Origin of the sequence: Bacillus massilinigeriensis (genome assembly GCF_900117315.1) — a bacterium.
GTDB lineage: Bacteria > Bacillota > Bacilli > Bacillales > Cytobacillaceae > Bacillus_BE > Bacillus_BE massilionigeriensis.
The window spans coordinates 893,024-916,902 of the sequence record NZ_LT630337.1 but is presented as its reverse complement, the minus strand read 5'-3'; the positions used below and the strand labels follow the sequence as shown (position 1 = coordinate 916,902).

Here is a 23,879-nt window from a genome sequence, read left to right as displayed (position 1 = left end):
AATCACAAAAATTCATTATATTGTTCATTCTTTATTCAGCAGGCTTTAGAAAAGCATTATAAACAGCAAACTAAAACGCTCAGAAAATATTCTGAGCATTATTATCTTAATATTTAATTTTTCTTCCTCAACTAAACTGCTCGTTTGTTTAAGTGTACTCTTTCACATTATCCATTGGCGTTACTCAGAATTTGCTCCAATTACTAAACAAAAGCTAATGAAGATTGTGGAACAACCTGATCCAGTTACCGGGTTTTTTTTGGAATATCCGCCATGGGCTCAAATAGTTTGTTTAACAAACAGCTATCATCCTAATCACCTAAACAGGTAGTTTTGTTTAACATTTTGTCACGAATGTGTGAATAACTCAACTATTTAACGAAACCCTCCAAGCTATAATAAAAAAATGGTGCTCATCCAAACACTAACAGAAAGTGTAAAAAGGGCCGTTTTGTATTTCATCATTAATTTTCGTTTACTATCTTTAAACACCAAACAAACACCAACTCTAAATCAAAAGCGCGTAAGATAGCGTGTTTTCGGGCTTTGTTCCGTATCAGTGTGAATGTTCTCGAATAAAACACTCAGTCACCCTTCCAACACCGTTATGGATACTCGAATCGGTAAAAAAAATTATTTCATTTATATCTGGATTTCCTGAGGGACATTTTCGATTACCAGCCCTTAGCCGACATATCTTTCTTGTACTATGAGGCGTTTTTAAGTGAACAACAATCCACATAGTATGAGGGCATTTGTTGTACAAAAAAAAGATAGATGAATGCAGGTATTATTCTCCTGTTCATCTATCCTCTTTTTTACGATTTTAATATGAAATGATAATAAATATTTTCTTGATTTGTTTAAAATAATTTTATAGATACCTTAGATATTAAAATCCGAATGGTCTTACTGGTGGGCAACAAGGATTGTAAGGAACTCCACACATAATATGTTGTTCACAGCATTCATTTACGACAGACTCAGTATGTGGGAAATAGTGTTTGTGAGTAATCATGTGCTTGTTGACTGTTGTGTTGTGAGATGGATGTACGTGTGAAACAACCTTATTAAATATCTGTGGACTCACAAATTGTTTTGGTGGATCAACGGTCCCAGGATCGTACTGAGTTGGAAATACTTTAGGCGGACAATAATGTGGATGACATGATTGACCCCAATTTTTGTTATACATCTGATAACCTCCATATATTATTATTTGCTCTTTAATAAATTATGAGGTCAATAATTAATTTGTCCTAATAAAAAAACCTATTTTAAGGCTAAATTTCAAAGTAAACACTATTGCCTGTTAGAGTCCAAATTGTTTTACGGAAAAATTTATTAACAAAACTATTTTGAATGTTTTTTTCAAGTTCGATATCTATGATCCTTTCTCATTCTTGCTTGAGAAATAACTTGTTCCCCTTGATTTGCCTAGCTATGCAAACTTCCTCTTAACCAGGCGCGTGGACGGTATGAACCGATAGGAATTTGGATTAAACTGGTTTTACCCTTCAAATTGATCCTGTAAAGCTCATCACATTGGTTCGCATCAAACCCTAACAATGGATGTCCGCCCATTCCTAATGCACCAGACACCAGGAGCATCCGTTGCACGAGAATGCCCGCTTCCATCTGTTGAATACGGTATCCTCTATATCCATATGTCCCTTTAAGGTGATCCTTGTTAGCAACTACATGCATACAGAGTGGAACTTGATACAAATTCACGCTGGGCATAGTTAATCCAGACTGTAAAAATCCCCGGAAATCTCCTTTGGCTATTCTCCGTAATGCGTGAATGTCATTGTCATAAGAATAAGTACCATTAGGAATTCCCTCTACATTACAGAAACTGCCGTATAAGGAAACACGGGTCTCAATATGACCCTGTGTATTGTCAAGATCATTGTGATATACGAAAGAAAATGACTCCTTTAATAGAGTAGATAATTGTGTTAAGCTCACTTTACCTAACGTAAAATCGAAATATGGAGAATACCTCCTTCTACAAACAGATGCGATATCGTACGAAAAACATTCTGTAATTGGCAGCAGAACCAACTCCGTACCTAAGGAAGTCTCTTCACTGTTTTCCTTGAATTTTCTAAAAGACCGTGTTGTTTCCAACATTGATTCTTCATTAAGTCTTCTTAAGATTGGATAATCCATGACTGCATTTGAATGATTATAGGTAACATGATGCAACTCTGGAATTTCCCGACACAATTCAGATGCAAAAACCATTTCTTCTATTTCGCTCCCAACACAAGGAATTGGTTTCCTGCTTAATGGGATAACCGCATATACACTTTCCTCTTTTTCAGATAATCCAAGTAAATGATTAATGGACCGATCCAGAAATTGATAACAAACCCGTGTTGAGAACCCCATCATATTAGCCACTTCTAAGGATTGCCCAATTAACACTCCTGCATCCAAACCTTGAAGCCTGTAAGAAAAATTATTGTATTTATAAAAGTTTTTCAAAAAAACTGTTGAGACAAAAACGGTGCAAAAACTTTCCGAAATAGGTAACCCCTTTTCAAGACATCTGGATAAGTAAAAATCGTAATTCCCTTCTCGTAACAAAATAAGACGATGATGCGCAACATCGTAATGGTAAAGTCCAGTTGGAGCGTCTTCCAGCTTTATATACACATATAGCTCGTTAGGATACAACGCTCCTCCTGAGGGAACAAATCTTCGTAACGACTGCGTAAAACTCACATTCTTTTCCTTAGTTTCATCAATCAATGGAGATTGAGAGTATTGAGTTAAACCGTATACATACCATAAGAAATGACCAAGCTCTTCCAGACTGGGGTTTCGGTCATTTTCTTTCTTCTTGAAGGTTAACGGTACTTCTGCTGATAGAGGTATGTCTGGCAAGTCACGGTACAATTTATATGGAAGTGGTGCATCTTTCCAGTCTACCTTCCAATCTGGCGGAAAGACTTTATCCGTGTCAAAATGTAGCTGATGCAGAAAGGTTTCTAGCTCCAAATCTTTTGTCCTCCTACTCTTCCACTACGGGAATGGATGGGGAAATGGATTAAGCTGTTCATACGTTAACGGTGTCGTCGCAAATCCTAGATCCATAGGTACCGTGAGCACCCTCTTCAGACCTTGCACGCGGGTAAGGTGATGCCCAAATGTCATCGGTAGCATACCGGGAATAATTACCTTTACACAATATAATCCATTCCGTTTAGTGATATCCGTGGTTTGGTCAACCACAATAACATCAAGATTTAATTTGCGGAACTTCTGAAGGATATCCTCAAGATCATCCTTTAAATCAGTATTGGCTGGTGGCTCCTTATATTCCTTTGCAAACGTTCGTATAGGACCATGATCATCTATTAAAAAATTCAGTCGTTCCTCTGCTTCTTTAAGTCCGTAGAGCATACCATGGTCTTCCATGGTCCGGACTTCATACGGATCTTGCAGCATCCTTTCATATTTCTGTCTGTTTTTCTCTAATTTTTCATCATCCCTAAACATCATTCCAGCTAGCTCGTAAATCGTGCTTTTTACTGCCCTTACTGGATCAGGGTTTGCTCCTGCTGCACAAATAATGTTTACACCCTTGGATCTTCTGTTTTTTGCCAATGCCCAAACACTTGGAATCCCATGTTCCATTGTTGAATTGTAAAAATAAAGATCATATCCAGTCACTTCATGAATACGGTCGACCATAAGCAGTAATTCTGGGTCTTTTACAGAACGGAGATCAAGTCGTGGAAGGGGGAGCCTTGCATACCAAGTTAACAAAAATGAATCTCTCTCAACGACTTCCATTATGGCATGAAAAATAGCTTCCTCTAAACTCCCACCTAATGCACAACCGTTTGAAGTTTCATATACAAAGCCATCTCTAGAGCTTAAGCTATAATAGGCTAGTAATTTTGGGATCAAAATAGGTCTTTCCTGTAAAAATGAGTAACCCCAGACCCAATCCATTGGGGCATCAGGATTAAACCTTTTAAAAGGAAAATGAGGCATTTCATATTGTTCAGATTCATGTACACCTACACTTGTTGGATTTAATGCGTTATTTTCTAAATGGTGATAACAATCATGAACGACTGTCTTTTTTCCACGAGGCTCGATTCCGCAATAGCGCTCCAAGCCTTCCAAAATCGCAGTCAATTCACTGACTTCATAAGAATTAGATCTACCCGCTACTCCCTCATTTCCTTCAAACAGAGGCATATTCACTAAAACATCAGCAAAAGGTAGCCTGAAATCTTGCATTTTCCCGTTCATAAGCCCGGTGCGGGAATCAAAGTAATCTTTGACTAGTACTGTTTTTAATTCATCCATCGAACGACTACGATAACTACTGCCATTGACTTTATAACTAGATTCTAACTGAATTTGGGCTAATTCTGATGTATCATTTAGTAATGAACTGCACATCGGGCACGATGGGTCAGGCAAGAAAAAATGAAGGGAGTTTGACAATGTTTTCAGGTTCGTAATGAACATTTTTTCCTTTAAGTTGACCGATTCTCCTTGAAGAATCCTCCGAACTTCATTACTTATCAAATCTGCCATATGAGATAATCCTGTTCGTGTTACCCAAGCATCTCGAAGTACACCTCCTCCACCTGCCATTCTCCCTTGTAATTCCCACATTTCACGGGGATCATGACCTGCTACTATACGTCTGATATCTGCACAGCAAGAACATCCAGGTGTGTCTGGGCGTACGAATGGACCAATGATACCTTCCCCAAACAAAACAAAACCTCGAAGCCAGGGGATTCCTGCATCTCTGAACCTTTCTTCCGCTTTTTGATGTAACGTTGGATGCCAGGAATCGTGAAGCACAAGAGCTAATTCTGTTTCAACCGGAACGTCCATTCCTATACTTTGCCGCTTAATGGAATAGGTATCGGATAACTGATTATAGACATAATCCGCTAATAAACCCTTACCTTCCACTATTATTAGAGCCGCCATTAGGATCCCTCCCCTCGAACCTGTACACCAAATACCCCTGATAGTTCCTCTTTTATAAAAGGTTCTAAAGAAAGATCATAAACATATAAGCATTTCCTATTTTCTTTTAAGACCTGAATGGAAGAGGATAATAGCTCTAATTGAGTCATTTCCTCACAAGAAGGAATGCTGAGTCTGAATCCCTTTTTTTCAAAAAAATCGACTGGCTCTTTTTCTAGCCCTTCAACTTTTGAATTTATCTGGTTTTGAGTATTTAAAAATGCTAGTTGTAAGGCGTTTCTAAGTGCAAAGGTTATATTTAAGCCCGCCTTTGTGTAAGATTGACCATTAGACCTTACCCGTATAACAGGGAAGCCCCAAATATCCTCTCTTAAATCGATGATTGATGGACCATTTAAGGTGGTCAATGCATTTAAGTAATACCTGCAGTACCGATCTTCTATTGATCCTTGCTGCAAATCCAAAATCTTACCCTGTTGATTTTCCTTTCTTTCTTTTATTTCTTCATCTAAGTATTTTTGTATCCCCCGACAAATGGCCTCTTCGATTGTTTCTCCTGCACCGATACCCATAAACCCCTCTGGAATGCTCGAGTTCACATAGTTATTCTGATTTTTAAATTCCTTTGCATGTAAATCAATCAACTGTGAAACATACATTTCAATGCCGGTCAGCCCGGCATTTTTTTTTGCTTCCTCATGTGTTAAACCAGCACAAACAACTTCAGGAAGAAGTGCTGCTGGTCCATTAGTCAATGGGTTTACTGCCTGAACATAACATTGTGCAAGAGGAAGCTGTGTTAAATCCCGTTCCTCCCATGTATGGAAAATTCCTATCTCCTCAGAGGTTAATCGGCTGAAATATTCCAATAGTTTACTAGGTGGAGAATTTCTATTAGATTCATGTTTCATCTTTAAATCTAGATCTTCAATCAACCTAGGAGTAATATTTACAGACGTAACCAATGGGTGTGCGATGAATGATAACCAGTTACCTTCCAATGTTTCAAGATTTAGCAAGTAAATTTGATTTCTTTGAGTGGAGGATGCAATTCCTGCAGCTTTCTTGAATAATTCAAATACAAGGCAATTTGCGAGAATGGCACCAGATGTTGGAGAGACGTTGTTAGGTTGTTGCTGATCGACTTGCACCGTAGCTTGATGTAGGCGGCGCCAAGCAGACTCCCAGCATCCATCAGATTCTGGATGAACGACCGGACCAGATAGACCCACTTGCCCTATGCATATGGCAGGTAGGAATCCCTTCCCTTCCTCCTTACAAACAACATTAAGACTTCTTAGTTCATTTACATTCCCTTCCTGCGAGACATATAGAACCCAATCATATTGCTGTACAACTTGTTTCCAGAATCTCTTGTGTTCACCTTTCTCAAATGGGACCTCCTTAACACCCACCTCAGGGTCTAACTCAAGGGCGTTCTGCACTATCTCATAAATTCGAAGTCGATTGGTAGGTATCGATCCTGTTATTAGAAAATCGAATTTTGGAAGTCCGGATTCAATTAATGCGCCTAATAATGAAATTAGAATGGGACCAGCTCCAACGATCAGTACTTTAGCCTGACGGAATTCTTGAAAGTGGTACGCACCAGAATCAACAAAATTTTCGATAAATTCAATTTGCGAAGAATATTTTTCAAGAATCGCAGGATTTAATTGATGTGGTCGATCTTTACTTACATCCCGGACAAATCCATTTTGGTACAACGTTTCTCCAATCTCAAAAACTCTTTTCTTATAAGGGGCAGTTAACCCCTCCGTTAATTCTCCCAATGTTTTCTCCCCATTGAACATCGGAATTAGTGTTTCAATCCACTGGTAGATGGTACTGCCTTTCATGCGAAATGAGCTTTCATTATTTCTAAAATACACACCACCTTCTGGGTCGGGAAGGTAAAATGTGTCTCTTTTTACCTTCAATCGCGTGGAACCGTTTAGTTTTGTCATTCAATTCCTCCTTATTTCTAATCGATTCTAGCTATGCATTACCATTCTATGTAATTTTATTTGTCCCTTATGAATAGCCCAAAAAGTAGTGCCCTTGCTATATTTATACAAGGGCACCTTATTATCATAATTCACTTAAATTTTGAGTAAACGATTAACCCCAACAGCGGAAGCAACTATGACATCTAAAACAGTTAGAACAACTGAAACAACTAAAACAGCTAAAGCAACTAAAGCCGCCACAACGATGAAAGCCTCCACAACGGCCAAAGCCTCCGCAACGACCAAAGCCTCCGTAAATACCAATTAGACGTTCATTCTCACCATAAGGATCCAGATGATTTAACTCGCCAACTTGGTATGGGTCCATTTCCAAGCTTTGTAATTGATTTTGAAGATTATACATGTTTTCTACTCCTTTATATTTAATTATCAGGTTCAACCGACACCTGACGGAGAGCTGAATGAAATGACAATCAGATTGGGCATTAAACTCATCAGATATTTCATGTACTCTCTTCAACAAAATATGATTCCTTTTAGGACGTTGTTACTGATGTCAAAGCCTAAATATAAACGGAGAATGAAGCCTTTGGGAGAGTTACTTTATGACAAACTTGCATTAACCCTAATAATTATTAGTATTTATGAACTATTGCTTATTTCGGTTAAGGGCAGCTTCCAAACTGGAGAGTTAATCGAAGAAGGATTAACCTTTTTTTGCTGAGGTTACTAAATTCCAAAAAAAAAGCAGGAGTATTCCCCTGCTTTTTAATCATTATAAATATTTTCTATGAATGCTTTTCCCATCATAAGTAAACAGCATATTTTTCCCCTCTATAACTGTCTCCAGATGAACTCCCCTTCCCCATAGCTGATGTATATAAGGAAGAACCTTTTCCAAATACTTAACATCCAATTCGATATCTTCATACCAGTGTTTTAAATATAGCTCACCGTTTTTTTGATAGTCTCCATCGGTAACGGTAATATATGGAAATCCTCCATTTACCCGCATACCTACTAATTGATCTCTTACCTGCTCCCAAGCCTTATCAACAATTTTATAGTCTTTCCCCTGTTTTTGGAATAAATACATATCCTCTCGATAGACTAAATCTTTCGTTAAGTAGTTGCGTAGAAAAGAGATATCTGATTCAATTTCACGTACCTCAAATATTTTTTCACGACCTGATCCTGGCTTCACTCCGCGTTTTTTCATTTCTTCTGTTGGATTATTGTATCGTTCTTCAATATCCTCATAGATTTTTAACCCCAAATAGTATGGGTTAATACCTGTTCGGGACGGCTGAACCACTCCTGCATTTAATTTTGCAAATTCTATCGACTCAGCAGAGGTTAAATCCATCTCTCGAAGAATCCTTTGATGCCAGTAGGACGCCCAGCCTTCGTTCATAATTTTTGTTTCTAGCTGTGGCCAAAAATAGAGCATTTCCTCCCGCATCATGGTCAAAATATCTCGTTGCCAATCTGAAAGCTCACGACTATATGATTCTATGAATAACAGCAGATCCTTTTCAGGCTGTGGAGGAAATTTTTTAACTTTCTTTTTCCTTTCTTGCCTTTGATTATTTCCACCATCCAATCCCCAAAGTTCATCATATGGGCTGGATTGCGCAATCTCTTCCTCTTCAAAAGGGTCATCCTCTAAGCTCCAAGATAGCTTCGGCCTCATTAAAGAAGGATCAATATGTTCTTCAATGGCTAAAACCGCATCCAAAAATGTCTCAACTTCAAGCTTGCCATGCTCTATTTCATATTTGCGAATTCGCTCAGCCGTCGCTGCCATACTCTCGACCATATCACGTTTTGTATTTTGGAAACGAACATTATTTTTAAAAAAGTCACAGTGAGCTAAAACATGGGCAACAATTAATTTATTTTGAATAAGCGAATTCGAATCAAGCAAAAATGCATAACATGGATTTGAGTTAATGACTAACTCATAAATTTTCGATAAACCAAGATCATAATGAATCTTCATTTTATGAAATTGTTTTCCAAAGCTCCAGTGGGAAAATCGCGTTGGCATACCATAGGCACCAAAGGTATAAATAATATCAGCCGGACAAATTTCATACCTCATTGGGTAATAATCTAAACCAAAACTATCTGCTATTTCAGTAATTTCTTTAATAGCATACTGCAGGGCATTACGATCCTCTTCACGCATTCGCAGCTCCCCCTTAAAGTTCCTTTATCACAATGTATGAGGGGGATGTGTAAATGATGATTTTTGAAATTCGAACTTATTCCCCTTCCAATATCAAAAAAAAGCAAAGGTAAATGACCTTCACTTTTTCTCTAATCCCTCACCTATTTATCCGTCTCTTCTACTGACAGGTTTAACAACTTTTCGTTATTAAGATTATGAATAATCTTAACCAAAACAAATTTCGGCTTTTTATTTTCGAGAACCTCAAAACGGAAGTTGTCCATTACCTCACTGTTTGATACCTTTTGCCTCCCCATATATTGGTACTCTACTATATCCTGACCTGGATAATCCTCTTTTACAACAGATATGGCAATTCTCCCATATTTTTCATAATCCGGTTTTTGAGCCAGAGTGTTCATGGAATGGAAGGAAAGTAAAAGACTGATTAACATAGTCATCGAGAAGATATTTTTTTTCATCGTATCCTCCTGTAATTAAGTCATTTTACTTCTATTTTTTGTTATTGTTGTTTGGAATATTCGATGCCTCTTTAATTAAAATAAATCCAACCTCTCGATTTCGTTCCCACTCTTCTTCAAATAATGACAAGGGTGGACTGGTTTCCTTTACAAAAGGGCAAATTTCTATTGTTATTGCAGGAAGATGGAAATTGGTGATAAACCAATCTGTATAACCCGCACCTGTTGCATTCTTTGATGGCTTACTTAATTGATATTTTGTAGTTTTTGCCACCTTTTCTGCAATCCGACGATCTCTCTCAAGGTTTTTTCCATTTTTATAATTCCAAAAAACTTCTCTGCCCGACGAGTGGTAAGCAACAGCAATAGTCGGCTTCACTTTTTTAGTGAAATGAGTAATCGCTACTACCTCCCTTGCCTGTAACGGCTTTTTCCCTTTATAAAATTGGTAATAAGGTTTAGTCGGCCCAGCCTTTATTTGTTCCCATCCTGACGGATATTGCCTGTTTAAATCAATCCCTTTAGCATTAGCCTTCCACCTTGCAAAATCATTTGATCCTTCATTCATTCTTTTTAGTTTCCATCGCCTGATAAAAGAGAAATCTTCTATTCCATTCTGCTGAATCATAACCCCATCTGGATTTAACATAGGAACAAACCAAATGGAAACCTTGTCTAATAATTTATCGGAGTGACTCCCGTAATTCGTCCCTTTTTGATAGGCCTTTGCATATTCTTCAAGCATCTTCATCAATATCGATGTCGTCATCCACTCTCTACCATGATGGGAACCAATCATTAGAATATTGCTGTTTCCCTTTCCAAGCTTTATTGCCCATAATTCCCTGCCTAAATATGACCTTCCAATCGAAGTGACTCGAATAACATCCCCATATTGTTTTTCTAACTGCTTAATATCTTGCTCTAAAACCCTATACGAGTACACTTGCTTATGATTAATAAAAGATTCATTTGCAAAGGAAGTATGAGGAGAAAAGAAATAAATTAGCGTAAGAACTAGATACATCCTTTTCATCTAATACCCCGTTTATAGATTCTTTTGCGATTATAATATTGCTTGATCTATTTCCTTTTATTCAGGAAATAACTGATAATCCTTATAAATCAACGAGACCAACATTTTCTGTATGTTTTTTTCTCCGTCACTCATATACTATTTTCAACTCCTTAAAAAGGAGGAGAGAAAATAATGAGCAGAGTAGATTATGACCGAGCATTGTATTATACACATAGATCTGAATGGGACAATTTGCTAATACTCATGGTAAGGACAAAAGACCATTTCCTTTCAAAAAAAATAGAGCATTTCCTGCATGCCTATAATTTTGAAAAGGATTATTCCGTCATCGAGAAAAAGCTATATTCATTACTCCGATACATCGACCATGCAAATGAATTATCAACTGAAGAAGAGCTGGATACAGCATATTACTACAGCACAACCTAACACACAAGAATTCCACTAATTAAAAACACGGCCTTTTAAGAGCCGTGTTTTTTCATCACTTATAGTGAAGGTTTATAAAGGCACAATAATTGAACAGCCTGTCAAATTCTATGTTTATAACTCATTCAATCTTATGTCAATTAACTCCATAAATTGTTTTTCAATGTTTTGCAAAGCTAATTTGCTTCCTTCTAATGAGCTTTCTTTTATACCAAAATAAAATTTAATTTTTGGTTCGGTTCCAGAAGGACGAATGCAAATCCAAGAACCATCATCTAAGAAATATTTGATTACATTGGACTTTGGAAGATGGATTGTCTCCATACCCCCATCATAATTATGACGAACACCAGATAAATAATCCTCACTTTTAATAACCTTCTTTTCACCCAATTGTCCCAATGGATTTTCTCTAAAGGAGGATAATAACCTCTCTATTAACTGAGACCCCATTTTCCCTTTTAACGTAAGTGAACGTTGCCCCTCAAGGAAGTAGCCATACTCATCAAATATAGAAATTAACGCTTGGTACAAAGTCATGCCTTGCATTTTATAAAAAGCACAGGCCTCGGTAGAAAGGATTGCTGCCTGAATGGCATCCTTATCCCTTGCAAAATCAGCGATTAAATATCCGTAACTCTCCTCATAGCCAAATAGGAAGGAGTAATTGCTATTCTGCTCATATTCCTTAATTTTTTCTGCAATAAACTTAAACCCTGTTAAAACATCAACGGTTTCCACATCAAATGAGGAGGCAATGGCACGACCAAGCTCTGAGGTAACAATTGTTTTTAGCATAACTCCATTTGAAGGAAGACTACCCTTTTTCTTTTTTTCAGTTAAAAGATAATGTAGCATTAATGCTCCTGTTTGATTCCCTGTGAGAACGACATATTCACCTTCCTCATTTTTCACAGCAATTCCTAGACGATCTGCATCTGGATCGGTTGCAATTAATATGTCCCCATTCACTTCTTTTCCTTTTTTGATCGCTAGTTCAAATGCAGCGTGTTCTTCAGGATTTGGACTTTTAACAGTAGAAAAGGCTGGATCCGGTTGCTCTTGCTCTGGAACTACATGGACATTGCGATATTGAAGAGAGTGTAGAGCATTTCTGAGAGGTTTGTTCCCCGTACCGTGAAGAGGAGTAAAAACGATTTGAATATCGGATTCTTGAGCAATATTCGGATTTTCGGAAACAGTTTTTAGCTTTTCAATATAAGCTTGGTCAATTTCCATACCAATGATATGAATAAGACCTTTCTTTATCAAATCCTCTTCATCCGCCACCTCAATTAAGAGTTCATCCTCTATCTCATTTACCTTTGTAATGATGATATCTGCATCGAACGGTGGGACTTGTCCACCATCTGGACCATAAACCTTATACCCATTATATTCAGGTGGATTATGACTGGCAGTAATGACAATTCCTGAAAACGCCTGTAAATATCGAAGGGCAAAAGACAGCTCAGGAGTTGGTCTTAATTCATCAAAAACATAGGTTTGGATTCCTCTTGTGGACAAAGTTTTTGCTGCTTCCATAGCAAATTCTCTGGATTTATATCGAGAATCATATGCAATAACTACTCCTCTTCTTTTTGCATCTTCACCGAATGATTCTATGTAAGAGGCTAGACCAGCTGTGGCCTTACGAATGGTGTAAACATTCATGCGATTGGTTCCAACACCTATCTCCCCTCGCATACCACCTGTACCAAATTCTAAATTTTTATAAAAGGCATCCTCTAGGAGTTTTTCATCTGAAAGAATGGACTCTAATTCCAGTCTCATTTCCTGATCTAAGTCTCCAAAATGCTGCCACTTTTCTACTTTTCTTCTCCAAACCATTGCTACTCCTCCAATTCCATCAATTCAATCTATACATTATATATTTAATTTACATGAAAATGACTGATAAAAAGTCCCCATCGGGAATTACTTATTACTATTTTCTAGCATAAATGTGTGGTAATATATTTGAATAATGAAGAGCAATTTTCATACTATTTTTATAGGTATTAAAGAATATAAATATCTATCCATTTTTTGTATGATTTGCCAATTCTATAATAACTTAAAAGGAGACCAATATGAAACCATCAAATAAGGATCAGCGGGAAAATCTGCTATTTTTATCATGGGCGGCCTCTGTTATTGCCATGTTTGGTAGTCTATATTTTTCAGAAATCCGTCAATATGAGCCTTGCGAACTTTGCTGGTATCAACGAATTTTGATGTACCCATTTGTCGTAATTCTCGGAATAGCTGTGGTTAAAAAAGACTATCGAATTTCTTTCTATTCAATGATTTTATCAATTATTGGAGCTGGTATTTCTCTTTATCATTATTCTCTTCAAAAGATTTCCTTTATTGCTGACACAGCACCTGCCTGTGGGAGAGTACCATGTACTGGTCAATATATCAATTGGTTTGGATTTATAACTATTCCTTTTTTAGCCTTAACAGCATTTATTATTATTTTTATCTGTAGTTATCTCATTTGGAAAAATACGCGAGGGGAGAAATAGGATGAAAAAAATAATCATCTTTTTAGTTGTCATTATCGCTCTATTTGCGACAGTGGGAGTTCTAACAAAAATGCAGAATGAGGAAAAGGTGTCTGAAAAGAATCCTTATGGTAAAGACTCCTTACATCCAGAAACAGTAGAACAATTAGATGATCCAAACTATCAAAATCTCATCTTGCCTGATGAGCTTGCAAATGCTCTAAAAGACAAAAAAGATACAACAGTATATTTTTACAGTCCAACATGTCCTCATTGTCAGAGGACTACCCCAATTGTCGCTCCATTGGCAAAAGATATGGATATTAATTTAGTACAATATAACCTTCTTGAATTTGAACAAGGCTGGGATGACTATCATGTTGAAGAAACACCGACAATCATTCAATATAAAGATGGAAAAGAAACAGCTCGAATCACGGGTTATCACGAGGAAGCAGAGTTTGAATCTTGGTTTAATAATAACAGTAAGTAAATAAATAAAATATCAAAAGGCTGGTCAAGCAGACCAGCCTATCTTATTATATTAAAAGTTCGTTAGCAGCTTTCGTATAAATACTAAATACACCATTTTTCATATTCCTTGACTCAAGAAATTGCTGAAACTCAAAAGGAAATGACAGCCCAAAGTCTGTTAAAATTTGGATATTTTTACTATAAAGAGTTTCATACTTATCTTTCGGCTCAGATGATAACAAAATAAATTTTATGGTTTGTAAGCTAGCGATTACTTGAAAAGCTTCCTTCAATGTCCCAAAATATTCAAAATGTCTAGTAGAAGTTTGCAATACATTTAACCTTTCAAACTCTTTAATATCCTCGTCTGAAAAGTAAATTGGGAAAATACTTGTATAAAATTCCTGCACCAGTTCTTCAACTTTTCTCTCTTGATCTGGAGTAGAAGCATAAACAACCTTCACAAAAAAACCCACCCTTAAAATAATCCATATAATTATTTATATACCCTTACATATAGAATAGAATAACATATATAATGCATAAGAAACGGTGGTAATTATACCCACCATGATGTATATCAAACCGTTTTATTAGTCCATAAACAAAATAAGCTAAATACTTAATACATAAGGAGAATTTCCAAATGATTTCTACAAAACGAAGGGGAGAATGGTTTGAAATGACCATTCCAAATGAATGGAAGGGATTTACTGTCGATAGGATTTTTAGAGAAGTTTGGAGGGCGCCTAATAAGCAAATACACTACTTTAGAACGAACAAAATGGTTAAGGTAAATGGAGGTCATTCAAGCTGGCAAAAAGAATTAGAAACGCATGACGTACTCCAGCTTCAACTTTTTGAAGAGAAAGATTTTGGAATACAACCAAATTACATGGATATAAACATTTTATTTGAAGATGACCATCTTCTCATTGCTAATAAGCCTGCAAATATTAATACACATCCTAATAGCCCTGATCAAACGGATACATTATCTAATGCTGTTGCCTATCATCTATTAGCACAGGGAGAAGCCCTTAAGGTTAAGCATGTTCATCGCCTAGATCGCGATACTACAGGAGCCCTTCTTTTTGCTAAGCACGACCTTGCTGGTTCTATATTAGATTCAATGCTAGAAGAAAGACTTATCAAGAGAACCTACCTCGCCCTCGTACATGGTATTTTGAGACAAAAGAAGGGAACGATTCATCTTCCGATTGGAAGAGACCGCCATCACGCAACGAGAAGAAGAGTGTCGAACAGTGGACAGGATGCCATTACAAATTTTGTTGTATTGAAAAAGTATATGAATAAAGACATGACTCTTATCCAATGCACATTAGATACAGGAAGAACACATCAAATTCGTGCTCATTTAAGCCATATTGGGCATCCCCTTGTTGGGGACGAGCTCTATGGTGGTAAAACGCTTTTCAGAAGGCCCGCATTACATGCAGTTAAATTAGAACTTTCTCATCCCTTTACAAAAGAGGAAATCGTTTGTCATGCTCCATTTCTTGATCAACCACCCATTTTTCTGGATATTGATCCATATGATGTTTAAGCTTAAATAAAGCTTCTTCTTACATATAAATGAATCTCTTATTCATAATTGTATAAACTACATTTATGGAGTTTTTTTTACATTTTTCGATCGTTTTGTAAAGGGAATGTAAAGATTGTGTAAATTTTTCTAAAATGACTTTTCCTAATCTCAACCTTTCGTATACAATTTTCATTGGTCAATAATGTTGTTGCATTGATTTTTTGGATATTTAATTGGGGGTAAAAACATGGCTTTCAAGAAAAAAGACAAATTTTCAGGTTTGCTTAGCAATATCGCAACGAATTTAAAGGAAAGTGCGAATTTCTTTGCAGACTATAAGCTGAATAACGTTTCTGATTTAAAAACCTTTTCAGAAACAATGAAGGATTATGAGCATAAAGGTGATTCCTTTGTTCATGAGATGATTAAGGAGTTAAACAATGCATTTATCACTCCTATCGAACGTGAGGACATCCTGCAATTAACAATGAGCATGGATGATGTGTTGGATGGACTAGAGCACACTTCTGCCCTATTCGAAATGTACAACATCACTCAAGCTGATGAATATATGGTGAAGTTTGTCGAAGCAATTCGCAGCTGTACACATGAAATTGAGACATCAGTAGAATTATTAAGTACGAAAAAGCTTCAAAAAATTAGAGAAAACGCCATTAAGATTAAGGATTACGAGTCAAAATGTGATGGCATTCAACGTCAATCAATTAAACACCTTTTCACAATTGAAAAAGACCCTATCCGTATCATTCAGTATAAAGAAATTTATGAAAGTCTTGAAGAGATTGCAGATAGCTGTCAAGGAGTGGCGAACACTTTAGAAACAATAATCATGAAAAATGCATAAGGAGCAAAAAAATAATGGATGGTTTATTAATACTTACATTATTAATTGTCATAGGTGCCTTTGCATTTGATTTTATCAATGGGTTTCATGATACAGCTAATGCAATTGCTACAGCTGTTTCAACAAAGGCATTAAAGCCTAGACATGCTATTATCATGGCAGCAACCATGAACTTTGTTGGAGCTATGACATTTACCGGAGTAGCAAAAACAATTACAAAAGACATTGTTGATCCATTTACGTTACATAATGGCTCATTGGTTATTTTAGCTGCTCTTATTGCAGCCATTTTGTGGAACCTTATAACTTGGTATTATGGAATACCATCTAGTTCCTCCCATGCCATAATTGGATCAATTGCAGGCGCAGCTATTGCGGCAGCCGGTTTTGATGCCTTGAATTACAAAGGTTTTATTAAGATTATTGAAGCGTTAATCCTTTCTCCAATCTTAGCTTTTGTAGTAGGGTTTATTGTTTACAGCATATTTAAGATCATATTTAAAAATAACAACTTAGCAAAGACAAACCGAAACTTTCGACTGTTCCAAATTGGAACGGCGGCATTACAGGCATATACACACGGAACAAATGATGCTCAAAAAGCGATGGGGATCATTACAATGGCTTTAATTGCAAACGATTATGCCAATACCTCAGACATACCTTTTTGGGTACAATTAGGCTGTGCAACTGCGATGGGTCTTGGAACCTCAGTTGGTGGATGGAAAATTATAAAAACCGTTGGTGGCCAAATTATGAAAATCCGCCCAGTTAATGGAGTTGCAGCTGATTTAACAGGTGCAATGATTATCTTCGGTGCTACCTTCATTCATTTACCAGTTAGTACTACCCATGTTATTTCATCTTCCATTTTAGGTGTGGGAGCCTCCCATCGTCTAAAAGGCGTAAAATGGGGAACAGCCCAAAGAATGCTAATAACTTGGGTAATAACACTTCCCATTTCAGCATTTATTTCTGCTTTAATTTATCTATTTTTAAATGTATTTTTCTAACGTAATCACTTGATTATATATAAAATATGTGAAGGTCATCCATCCTTTGGACAACCTTCACATGTTTTTTTATTATTAGTTAAAAATAGAGACTATCCCATTGATTTTTTGTATCTAAAATATTATTCTGAGATAGTATTTTAGATACTAGTTTGCACAATATAGGCGTCATCGTTTTATCGGAATTTTATAATAAATTACGAATAAAAATACTTTTACTTATATTCATAACATAGGGATGATTTTTACTTTTTCTTAAACTATTGACCAATTAATTATTTGTAAATTAATATTATTAACATATTCTAAAATAATAAATAGGAGGCTTTATATGGAAGCAACAGTTGATGTTAAACAGCAAGAAAAAGCCAGAAAAAAACATCCTCCTGGATTATACCTACTTTTCTTCACAGAGATGTGGGAACGTTTCAGCTATTATGGAATGAGAGCAATTTTAGTATTATATTTAACTTCTTCCCTAATTAATGGCGGTTTAGGTATGAGTGAAGGCTTCGCAATGGGGCTTTACGGATTCTTCACAGGAGCAGTTTATTTAACTCCAATGGTAGGAGGCTGGATTACTGACCGATTTATTGGTAGACGTACAGCAATCACTATTGGTGGGGTTACAATGGCCCTTGGTAACATAGCTCTTTTTGCAAGTCAAACAACTTGGGCGTTGTATGTAGGGTTAGCTCTTTTAATAATCGGAAATGGTTTCTTCAAGCCAAATATTTCCACCATGGTTGGAGAGCTTTATGAAGAAAATGATCATCGCCGTGATGCTGCCTTCACTATATTCTACATGGGTATTAATATTGGTGCCTTCTTCTCACCTCTAGTTGTCGGACTATTCACAGAGTTTAGATATGGATTCCTTGTTGCCGCTTTAGGAATGATTATTGGTCAATTGATCTTCAACTTATTCGGTAATCGTTATTTAGGTGATATTGGTAAAGCTCCAACTGCAAAACCAGTTGCTACAACTCAAAATGCAAAGGCGAAAAATCAACCATTAACTAAGAAGGAAAAACAAAGAACAGCAGTAATTTTTATTATTACTGCATTTGTCATTTTCTTCTGGGCTGGATTTGAACAAGCTGGAAGCTCATTGACTTTATACGCGGATCGTTTTGTTGATAGGAGTGCTGGCGGATTTACAGTTCCAACAGCATGGTTCCAATCTCTAAATCCATTATTCATTGTCATTCTTGCTCCAATTATTTCAGGTTTCTGGATTAAGCTTGCCAATTCAAAACGTGGAGATTTAAAAGTTCCAACAAAAATGGGACTAGGGATGATATTCCTTGGATTAGGTTATATGGTGCTATTAATTGCTGTATTACAAACAGGCAGCAATGAAGGTACTATCACAGTAAAAGCAAATATGATGTTCTTAGTTCTAACCTATTTAATGCACACCCTTGGTGAATTATTCTTATCACCAATCGGTTTATCACTAGTAAGTAAAATTGCTCCAATCAAGCTTGCTTCCTTACTAATGGGTGTTTGGTTAGCTGGAAGTGGTATTGCTAATATCCTTGCTGGTCAATTAGCTGTTTACACTCAATCACTTGGATATTTTGAAGTATTTGGATTAATCGGTTTAATGGCCATTGTATTAGGATTTATCTTACTATTGGTTTCAAAGAAATTAGTGAATATGATGGAATAATAAAAAAACTGTCCAATTAGGACAGTTTTTTGTTTAGGCATTATTTATTCACGTTCATATTGAGACAATCTGATCTATGTTCCAGGCACGAGGACTCCTCTATAAATGCTATCGCAATTTTAAGTGCGGTGTGTTACCAATAAAGCGATTTCAATGTCCAGCAGGAATACAGGGCTAAGAAGACCCAGAAGCAGTGAATTTCAAGAAGGAACCTCCCTGTCACGCCCGCAAACCTATTCTGGAACGGAAATCACCATTCTAATTTAATAGAACCTATGCTAAAAAATAATTTCCTGGTTGAAACAATTTAAGCTACAAATATGGATTACACTTTCTCCTGATTTGCTATTATTATTATTCCCCCAAACCAATTCCATTTTTATCCCTAAAAAAAATCAGTCTAAAGCCTTACATATTTTTTTATTTGATGAGGATATAATTGTAAAGTCTATTAACATATGGTAAATGAGGGAAATTTTTTACATCGCATCCTTCATGGTTTTTTCTGAAAAATAACAAAAAAGGTCCCACAAAAAATGAAATAATAAATCTTTACATCTATGACTTTTGTACTATTTCTAGACAGTAAATAGTGATTGTCTTAATATTTTTCAAAAGATAACATTTTTATTTTCATTTTTCAAATTGAAAGGATCCATTCTAATATGGACTTAGGGGAAAGAAAGGGGAAAAATTATTTATGTCTTTGCTTACAAAATGGGCTTTTGGAAACAAAGTAGCCGTAACGCTTATGACTATTCTTATTCTAATAGTAGGCGCAATTAGCTACTTTACTCTACCAATGGAATTCTTACCTGAAGCTGACAACCCACAAGTAACGGTTGTTGTCATTGGTCAGGGTACAGATTCGAAAACAATGGAGACAGAAGTCACTACACCTATTGAAAATGCTGTATCGGGAGTTACAGGAAAGAAAAACATTTTATCAACAACAGGTGATGGTTTTTCAAAAATAGATTTATTTTTTGAGTCTAAAACAGATATGAAGCAGGCAAAGCAAGATGTCCAAGAAGCCATCAATAATTTGAACTTGCCTTCAAATGTATTAAAACCATCAGTTGTTCAGCTAAATACAACAATGATTCCTATCGCGGAGCTAGCTGTCTCATTTAAAGATGGAGTTACAAATAAAAATGTAGAGTTCATGAAAGAAAAAATAGTACCACAATACAAAGATATTAATGGTGTCTCAAGTGTCAATTCAATGGGTGCGTCTTTTTCTTATGTATCCATTAAAGTAGATAATCAATTATTATCCAAATACCAGATTCCGTTACAAAATGTAATGAACTCAATCAAAGGGCAAAATGAATCATTTGCTCTTGGAGAGAAAGTCATCGGGAAAGAATCAAGCAATATCAATGTTTTTGGTGAGTTAGACAGTCTTGAAAAGGTCAAAAATGTTTCAGTGGCACCTAACATAAAACTTGAAAAAATCGCCGATGTGGAGATAATGAAACCTCAAGACACAGTCGCTCGTTTTAACGGTGAGGATAGCTTTGTTATTGATATTTCTAAGGAAAGCAATTCAAACGTTGTTTCAGTAAATAAAGAAATTAATAAAGTAACAAAATCAATCAATAAAAAATATGATCAAGTCGAGGCAAAAGTATTGCTCTCAACAGCGGATATGGTTCAATCCTCCGTTCATTCGATGATGAAGGAAGTACTTCTTGGAGCTTTATTTGCAACAATTGTAATCATGCTCTTTTTAAGAAATATACGGTCAACGTTTATCACAATTGTATCCATACCATTATCGCTTTGCTTTACATTATTCTTACTAGATCGTTCAGGAGTGACTCTTAATATTCTCACACTTGGTGGAGTTGCGGTTGCCGTCGGACGTTTAGTGGATGATAGTATTGTGGTAATTGAAAATATCTTCCGTAAAATGCAAACCGAAAAATTCTCGATACAAATGATTATGGATGCAACAAAAGAAGTAGGAAAGGCAATAACAGCTTCAACATTAACAACTGTAGCCGTATTCCTACCTATTGGTTTAGTAGGTGGAGGTCTACAAGATTTCATGCTTCCATTTGCTTTAACGATTACTTATTCTCTATTAACATCGTTAGTAGTTGCCTTAACTGTCGTACCATTGATGAGTGCTGGACTCTTGAAAAAGACAAAGCTTCCGGAGCACAAACCTGCTCATCGTTTTACAAAAGTAGTAACCTGGTCGTTAAACCATAAATGGGTCGTTCTAACACTATCCATCGTACTTTTTGCAAGTTCTATTGCAACTTATTTTATGATGCCAAAAGGGGCTACAGACAGTTCAAGTGCTGATTTTGTGCAGGCAACTATTAGCTATCCAAATAACACACCTGTAGAAAAAGTAAAAGAAAAGGCAATACAACTGGAAAAGTCCGTTATGGAAATCGATGAGGCCAAATATGTATTTACACAAATGGGTAACTCAGCCGAATCTGCCCAATATGGTAATGTGAGTTCTCCAACCATGGCTACAGTAGGTGCGATCTTAAATGACAAAAAAGATACTGACAAAATGGTAAAGGAAATTCAAAAATATAAAGACGATTACGATGGAGCGATTTTTGAAGTTGCTGCGACATCCATTATGTCGGGTTCATCTAAAACAAGTATTACCATTGACGTCGTTGGTAACAATCTTAAAGATTTAGAAGCAACAAGTAACGATATTAAAGAAAAAATTAGTGGTATTGATGGCATCGAGAAGGTTTCCTCAAATCAAGAAGAAAAGAAAACGGTCTACTCCTTCCATGTAGATACAGAAAAAGGAAATACAGAACAAATTGCTGGTCAACTTGGGATGATGTTAAATAAAACACCTATAGGAACGGTACAGCTAGAAGATCAACAAACTGCTGTATACCTAGAGCCAGTGATTAGCCCTGAATCAGAGAAAGACTTGAAAGACATTCCAATCATGACTGAACAAGGTATGATTCCAGTTTCCAAAGTAGCTAGTCTTGAAAAAGAAAACAAACCAACTAGCCAGTTCCATAAAGATGGGGATACTTACCTTCGATTAATTGCAGAGGTAGATCCTAAAAAGCTTTCTGAGGTAGATAAGGATATCAAATTAGAAATTTTTGGAGATAAAAAAGAGAATAAAGGAATGGAACTTCCTAAAGATGTCAAAATATTTGTAGGTGGTGCTAGCGCAGATACAGCAGAAGACTTTACCGATTTATTTATTACAATGCTCGTTTCAATCGGACTTGTCTTCCTGATAATGGTCATTACCTTTAAAACAATTAAAGCACCAATTGCCATACTTTGTTCACTACCACTTGCAGCTATCGGTGCCATTTTCGGATTGTTCATTAGTGGGATTGCTGTAGAAATAACTGCTTTACTTGGTGCATTGATGCTTATCGGAATTGTTGTAACCAATGCAATCGTGTTACTTGATCGTGTGAAACAAAACGAGAAAAAGAATATGATTTTAAGAGATGCTATTGTAGAAGCATGTGCAACAAGAATGAGACCAATCTTTATGACAGCGGTAGCTACCATCTGTGCAATGTTCCCGTTATTATTCAAAAAGGCAGAATCAACCGCTCTTGTTTCACAAAGCTTAGCTATTGTTGTAATTGGTGGATTAGCAGTAGCAACCTTATTAACATTGATTGTCATCCCTGTTGTGTATGAATTACTCAATTTCAAAAAGTCAAAAAAACAGAGATTAGAAAAACAAAAATTAGAACAGCAACAGCAAGCAGTTTAATAAAAAGTGGCTTCCCTTAAAGTATTACATTAAGGGGAAGCCACTTTTTTTTACATACCATAGATTATGATTATTATGCCACTTCTTTACCTGTAGAAGCTATCCATATTTTAAACCATTGTTCTCTGGTCAATTCAATCGATAGGGCTTCAATTGCCACTCGGATTCTCTCTAATTTTCCAGATCCAACAATAGGTATTAATTTCGCTGGATGGCTAAGTAACCACGCATACATAACGATGTCAATGGATTGGACCCCTAATTCTTCAGATAAATCCTCCAAAACAGATTTTATCCTTAATGACTTTTCGTCATCAGCCTTAAAAATCGATCCTCCAGCTAGAGGTGACCACACCATTGGAGATACTCTTCTTTCCAAGCATTGATCAATTGTTCCGTCTTGGAAAGCATCTAAATGACTAACAGAGATTTCTACCTGATTGGTTACCAATGAAAAATCTAAATAGCTTTGCAGCATACTAAACTGAGAAGGTGTGAAGTTAGATACGCCAAAATGACGAACCTTCCCTTGCTCCTTTAATATAGAAAAACTTTCAGCAACTTCTTCAGGATTCATATAAGGGTCTGGACGGTGAATCAAGAGCACATCAATGAAATCTGTATGTAAATTCTTTAAAGATTGGTCTACACTATTTAGAATATGTTGTTTGCTTGTATCATAATGATGAACTTTATTCTCTGGTCGGTTCTTTGAGAGCAATTTTATTCCGCATTTAGTTACAAGCTGCATCCCCTCACGAAGAGATGGTTCTTTCCTTAAAGCTTCACCAAATAGACTCTCGCAAGTATAGTCACCATAAATATCAGCATGGTCAAAGGTCGTAATCCCTAGCTCCATGCATGATTTAATCAATGATAGGGTTTGATCACTGGTTAAATTCCACTCAGCTAATCTCCATAAACCATGTACAATCTTTGAGAAAAACAAATCATCTGCAAGCTGAATTTTTTCCATTTACTAAT

20 protein-coding genes are annotated in these 23,879 nt (G+C 36.3%); 9 read left to right on the top strand and 11 right to left on the bottom strand.

Annotation, left to right across the window (positions count from 1 at the left end; translation table 11 throughout):
• Window positions 1-892 precede the first annotated feature (892 nt).
• The 5 genes from BQ6100_RS04710 to BQ6100_RS04690 all read right to left on the bottom strand — a co-directional run bounded on the left by BQ6100_RS04710 (window position 893) and on the right by BQ6100_RS04690 (window position 7,311).
• Window positions 893-1,195 carry a CotD family spore coat protein gene (locus tag BQ6100_RS04710; protein WP_075980573.1) on the bottom strand — a complete coding sequence of 101 codons (303 nt, stop codon included), beginning with the start codon at window positions 1,193-1,195 and terminating at the stop codon, window positions 893-895.
• Window positions 1,196-1,437: 242 nt separating this feature from the next.
• The gene (locus tag BQ6100_RS04705) at window positions 1,438-3,009 is read right to left on the bottom strand and encodes a SagB family peptide dehydrogenase (protein WP_075980572.1); all 1,572 of its coding nucleotides are present in this window, start codon (window positions 3,007-3,009) and stop codon (window positions 1,438-1,440) included.
• Between the two features lie 24 nt (window positions 3,010-3,033).
• Window positions 3,034-4,974 carry a TOMM precursor leader peptide-binding protein gene (locus BQ6100_RS04700; RefSeq protein ID WP_075980571.1) on the bottom strand — a complete coding sequence of 647 codons (1,941 nt, stop codon included), beginning with the start codon at window positions 4,972-4,974 and terminating at the stop codon, window positions 3,034-3,036.
• Window positions 4,974-6,941 (bottom strand): putative thiazole-containing bacteriocin maturation protein, encoded by a 1,968-nt coding sequence (locus BQ6100_RS04695; protein WP_075980570.1) that lies wholly within the window; start codon window positions 6,939-6,941, stop codon window positions 4,974-4,976. The genes BQ6100_RS04700 and BQ6100_RS04695 overlap by 1 nt, the downstream gene beginning before the upstream one ends.
• Window positions 6,942-7,095: 154 nt before the next feature.
• On the bottom strand, window positions 7,096-7,311 hold the full coding sequence (locus BQ6100_RS04690; RefSeq protein ID WP_235816568.1) for a heterocycloanthracin/sonorensin family bacteriocin: 216 nt from the start codon (window positions 7,309-7,311) through the stop codon (window positions 7,096-7,098).
• 186 nt (window positions 7,312-7,497) lie between these two features.
• On the opposite strand from BQ6100_RS04690, the gene BQ6100_RS21180 reads away from it, so the two are divergent.
• Window positions 7,498-7,668 (top strand): hypothetical protein, encoded by a 171-nt coding sequence (locus BQ6100_RS21180; RefSeq protein ID WP_159433128.1) that lies wholly within the window; start codon window positions 7,498-7,500, stop codon window positions 7,666-7,668.
• A 51-nt stretch (window positions 7,669-7,719) separates the two neighbouring features.
• Here the strand turns inward: BQ6100_RS21180 and BQ6100_RS04680 are convergent, their stop codons facing one another.
• The 3 genes from BQ6100_RS04680 to BQ6100_RS04670 all read right to left on the bottom strand — a co-directional run bounded on the left by BQ6100_RS04680 (window position 7,720) and on the right by BQ6100_RS04670 (window position 10,635).
• Entirely contained in the window at window positions 7,720-9,135 is a 1,416-nt protein-coding gene (locus BQ6100_RS04680) for a SpoVR family protein (protein ID WP_075980567.1), read from the bottom strand.
• 143 nt (window positions 9,136-9,278) lie between these two features.
• Entirely contained in the window at window positions 9,279-9,599 is a 321-nt protein-coding gene (locus BQ6100_RS04675; RefSeq protein ID WP_075980566.1) for a DUF3889 domain-containing protein, read from the bottom strand.
• A gap of 31 nt (window positions 9,600-9,630) precedes the next feature.
• Window positions 9,631-10,635 carry a M14 family zinc carboxypeptidase gene (locus BQ6100_RS04670; RefSeq protein WP_075980565.1) on the bottom strand — a complete coding sequence of 335 codons (1,005 nt, stop codon included), beginning with the start codon at window positions 10,633-10,635 and terminating at the stop codon, window positions 9,631-9,633.
• A 174-nt stretch (window positions 10,636-10,809) separates the two neighbouring features.
• On the opposite strand from BQ6100_RS04670, the gene BQ6100_RS04665 reads away from it, so the two are divergent.
• Complete coding sequence (locus tag BQ6100_RS04665) at window positions 10,810-11,067, top strand: YhdB family protein (protein ID WP_075980564.1); 258 nt, start codon at window positions 10,810-10,812, stop codon at window positions 11,065-11,067.
• Window positions 11,068-11,181: 114 nt separating this feature from the next.
• Here BQ6100_RS04665 and BQ6100_RS04660 read toward each other — a convergent pair whose 3' ends face one another.
• Window positions 11,182-12,918, bottom strand: coding sequence for a phospho-sugar mutase (locus BQ6100_RS04660; protein ID WP_075980563.1), 1,737 nt, complete (start codon window positions 12,916-12,918; stop codon window positions 11,182-11,184).
• A 242-nt stretch (window positions 12,919-13,160) separates the two neighbouring features.
• Here BQ6100_RS04660 and BQ6100_RS04655 point away from each other — a divergent pair, with 242 nt between their 5' ends.
• Both BQ6100_RS04655 and BQ6100_RS04650 read left to right on the top strand, forming a co-directional pair.
• A complete protein-coding gene (locus BQ6100_RS04655; protein ID WP_075980562.1) occupies window positions 13,161-13,598 on the top strand; it encodes a disulfide formation protein C in 438 nt (145 codons plus the stop codon).
• Between the two features lies 1 nt (window position 13,599).
• Complete coding sequence (locus BQ6100_RS04650) at window positions 13,600-14,070, top strand: thioredoxin family protein (RefSeq protein WP_075980561.1); 471 nt, start codon at window positions 13,600-13,602, stop codon at window positions 14,068-14,070.
• A 46-nt stretch (window positions 14,071-14,116) separates the two neighbouring features.
• Here BQ6100_RS04650 and BQ6100_RS04645 read toward each other — a convergent pair whose 3' ends face one another.
• Window positions 14,117-14,515, bottom strand: a complete 399-nt coding sequence (locus tag BQ6100_RS04645; RefSeq protein WP_075980560.1) for a YhcU family protein — start codon at window positions 14,513-14,515, stop codon at window positions 14,117-14,119.
• A gap of 182 nt (window positions 14,516-14,697) precedes the next feature.
• Here BQ6100_RS04645 and BQ6100_RS04640 point away from each other — a divergent pair, with 182 nt between their 5' ends.
• The 5 genes from BQ6100_RS04640 (at window position 14,698) to BQ6100_RS04620 (ending at window position 22,895) form a co-directional block, all read left to right on the top strand.
• Window positions 14,698-15,618, top strand: coding sequence for an RluA family pseudouridine synthase (locus BQ6100_RS04640; protein ID WP_075980559.1), 921 nt, complete (start codon window positions 14,698-14,700; stop codon window positions 15,616-15,618).
• A 229-nt stretch (window positions 15,619-15,847) separates the two neighbouring features.
• Window positions 15,848-16,465 (top strand): DUF47 domain-containing protein, encoded by a 618-nt coding sequence (locus BQ6100_RS04635; RefSeq protein ID WP_075980558.1) that lies wholly within the window; start codon window positions 15,848-15,850, stop codon window positions 16,463-16,465.
• Window positions 16,466-16,479: 14 nt separating this feature from the next.
• Window positions 16,480-17,478 (top strand): inorganic phosphate transporter, encoded by a 999-nt coding sequence (locus BQ6100_RS04630; protein WP_075980557.1) that lies wholly within the window; start codon window positions 16,480-16,482, stop codon window positions 17,476-17,478.
• A gap of 331 nt (window positions 17,479-17,809) precedes the next feature.
• Window positions 17,810-19,153 carry a peptide MFS transporter gene (locus BQ6100_RS04625; protein ID WP_075980556.1) on the top strand — a complete coding sequence of 448 codons (1,344 nt, stop codon included), beginning with the start codon at window positions 17,810-17,812 and terminating at the stop codon, window positions 19,151-19,153.
• A gap of 700 nt (window positions 19,154-19,853) precedes the next feature.
• Window positions 19,854-22,895, top strand: coding sequence for an efflux RND transporter permease subunit (locus BQ6100_RS04620; RefSeq protein WP_075980555.1), 3,042 nt, complete (start codon window positions 19,854-19,856; stop codon window positions 22,893-22,895).
• A 73-nt stretch (window positions 22,896-22,968) separates the two neighbouring features.
• Here the strand turns inward: BQ6100_RS04620 and BQ6100_RS04615 are convergent, their stop codons facing one another.
• A complete protein-coding gene (locus BQ6100_RS04615) occupies window positions 22,969-23,871 on the bottom strand; it encodes an aldo/keto reductase (protein WP_075980554.1) in 903 nt (300 codons plus the stop codon).
• Window positions 23,872-23,879 lie beyond the last annotated feature (8 nt).

Coding starts and splice junctions, on each gene's coding strand:
- BQ6100_RS04710 (WP_075980573.1), bottom strand. CDS start 1,195: ATGTATAACAAAAATTGGGGTCAATCATGTCATCCACATTATTGTCCG.
- BQ6100_RS04700 (WP_075980571.1), bottom strand. CDS start 4,974: ATGGCGGCTCTAATAATAGTGGAAGGTAAGGGTTTATTAGCGGATTAT.
- BQ6100_RS04695 (WP_075980570.1), bottom strand. CDS start 6,941: ATGACAAAACTAAACGGTTCCACGCGATTGAAGGTAAAAAGAGACACA.
- BQ6100_RS04690 (WP_235816568.1), bottom strand. CDS start 7,311: ATGGACCCATACCAAGTTGGCGAGTTAAATCATCTGGATCCTTATGGT.
- BQ6100_RS21180 (WP_159433128.1), top strand. CDS start 7,498: ATGTCAAAGCCTAAATATAAACGGAGAATGAAGCCTTTGGGAGAGTTA.
- BQ6100_RS04680 (WP_075980567.1), bottom strand. CDS start 9,135: ATGCGTGAAGAGGATCGTAATGCCCTGCAGTATGCTATTAAAGAAATT.
- BQ6100_RS04675 (WP_075980566.1), bottom strand. CDS start 9,599: ATGAAAAAAAATATCTTCTCGATGACTATGTTAATCAGTCTTTTACTT.
- BQ6100_RS04670 (WP_075980565.1), bottom strand. CDS start 10,635: ATGAAAAGGATGTATCTAGTTCTTACGCTAATTTATTTCTTTTCTCCT.
- BQ6100_RS04665 (WP_075980564.1), top strand. CDS start 10,810: ATGAGCAGAGTAGATTATGACCGAGCATTGTATTATACACATAGATCT.
- BQ6100_RS04660 (WP_075980563.1), bottom strand. CDS start 12,918: ATGGTTTGGAGAAGAAAAGTAGAAAAGTGGCAGCATTTTGGAGACTTA.
- BQ6100_RS04655 (WP_075980562.1), top strand. CDS start 13,161: ATGAAACCATCAAATAAGGATCAGCGGGAAAATCTGCTATTTTTATCA.
- BQ6100_RS04650 (WP_075980561.1), top strand. CDS start 13,600: ATGAAAAAAATAATCATCTTTTTAGTTGTCATTATCGCTCTATTTGCG.
- BQ6100_RS04640 (WP_075980559.1), top strand. CDS start 14,698: ATGATTTCTACAAAACGAAGGGGAGAATGGTTTGAAATGACCATTCCA.
- BQ6100_RS04635 (WP_075980558.1), top strand. CDS start 15,848: ATGGCTTTCAAGAAAAAAGACAAATTTTCAGGTTTGCTTAGCAATATC.
- BQ6100_RS04630 (WP_075980557.1), top strand. CDS start 16,480: ATGGATGGTTTATTAATACTTACATTATTAATTGTCATAGGTGCCTTT.
- BQ6100_RS04625 (WP_075980556.1), top strand. CDS start 17,810: ATGGAAGCAACAGTTGATGTTAAACAGCAAGAAAAAGCCAGAAAAAAA.
- BQ6100_RS04620 (WP_075980555.1), top strand. CDS start 19,854: ATGTCTTTGCTTACAAAATGGGCTTTTGGAAACAAAGTAGCCGTAACG.
- BQ6100_RS04615 (WP_075980554.1), bottom strand. CDS start 23,871: ATGGAAAAAATTCAGCTTGCAGATGATTTGTTTTTCTCAAAGATTGTA.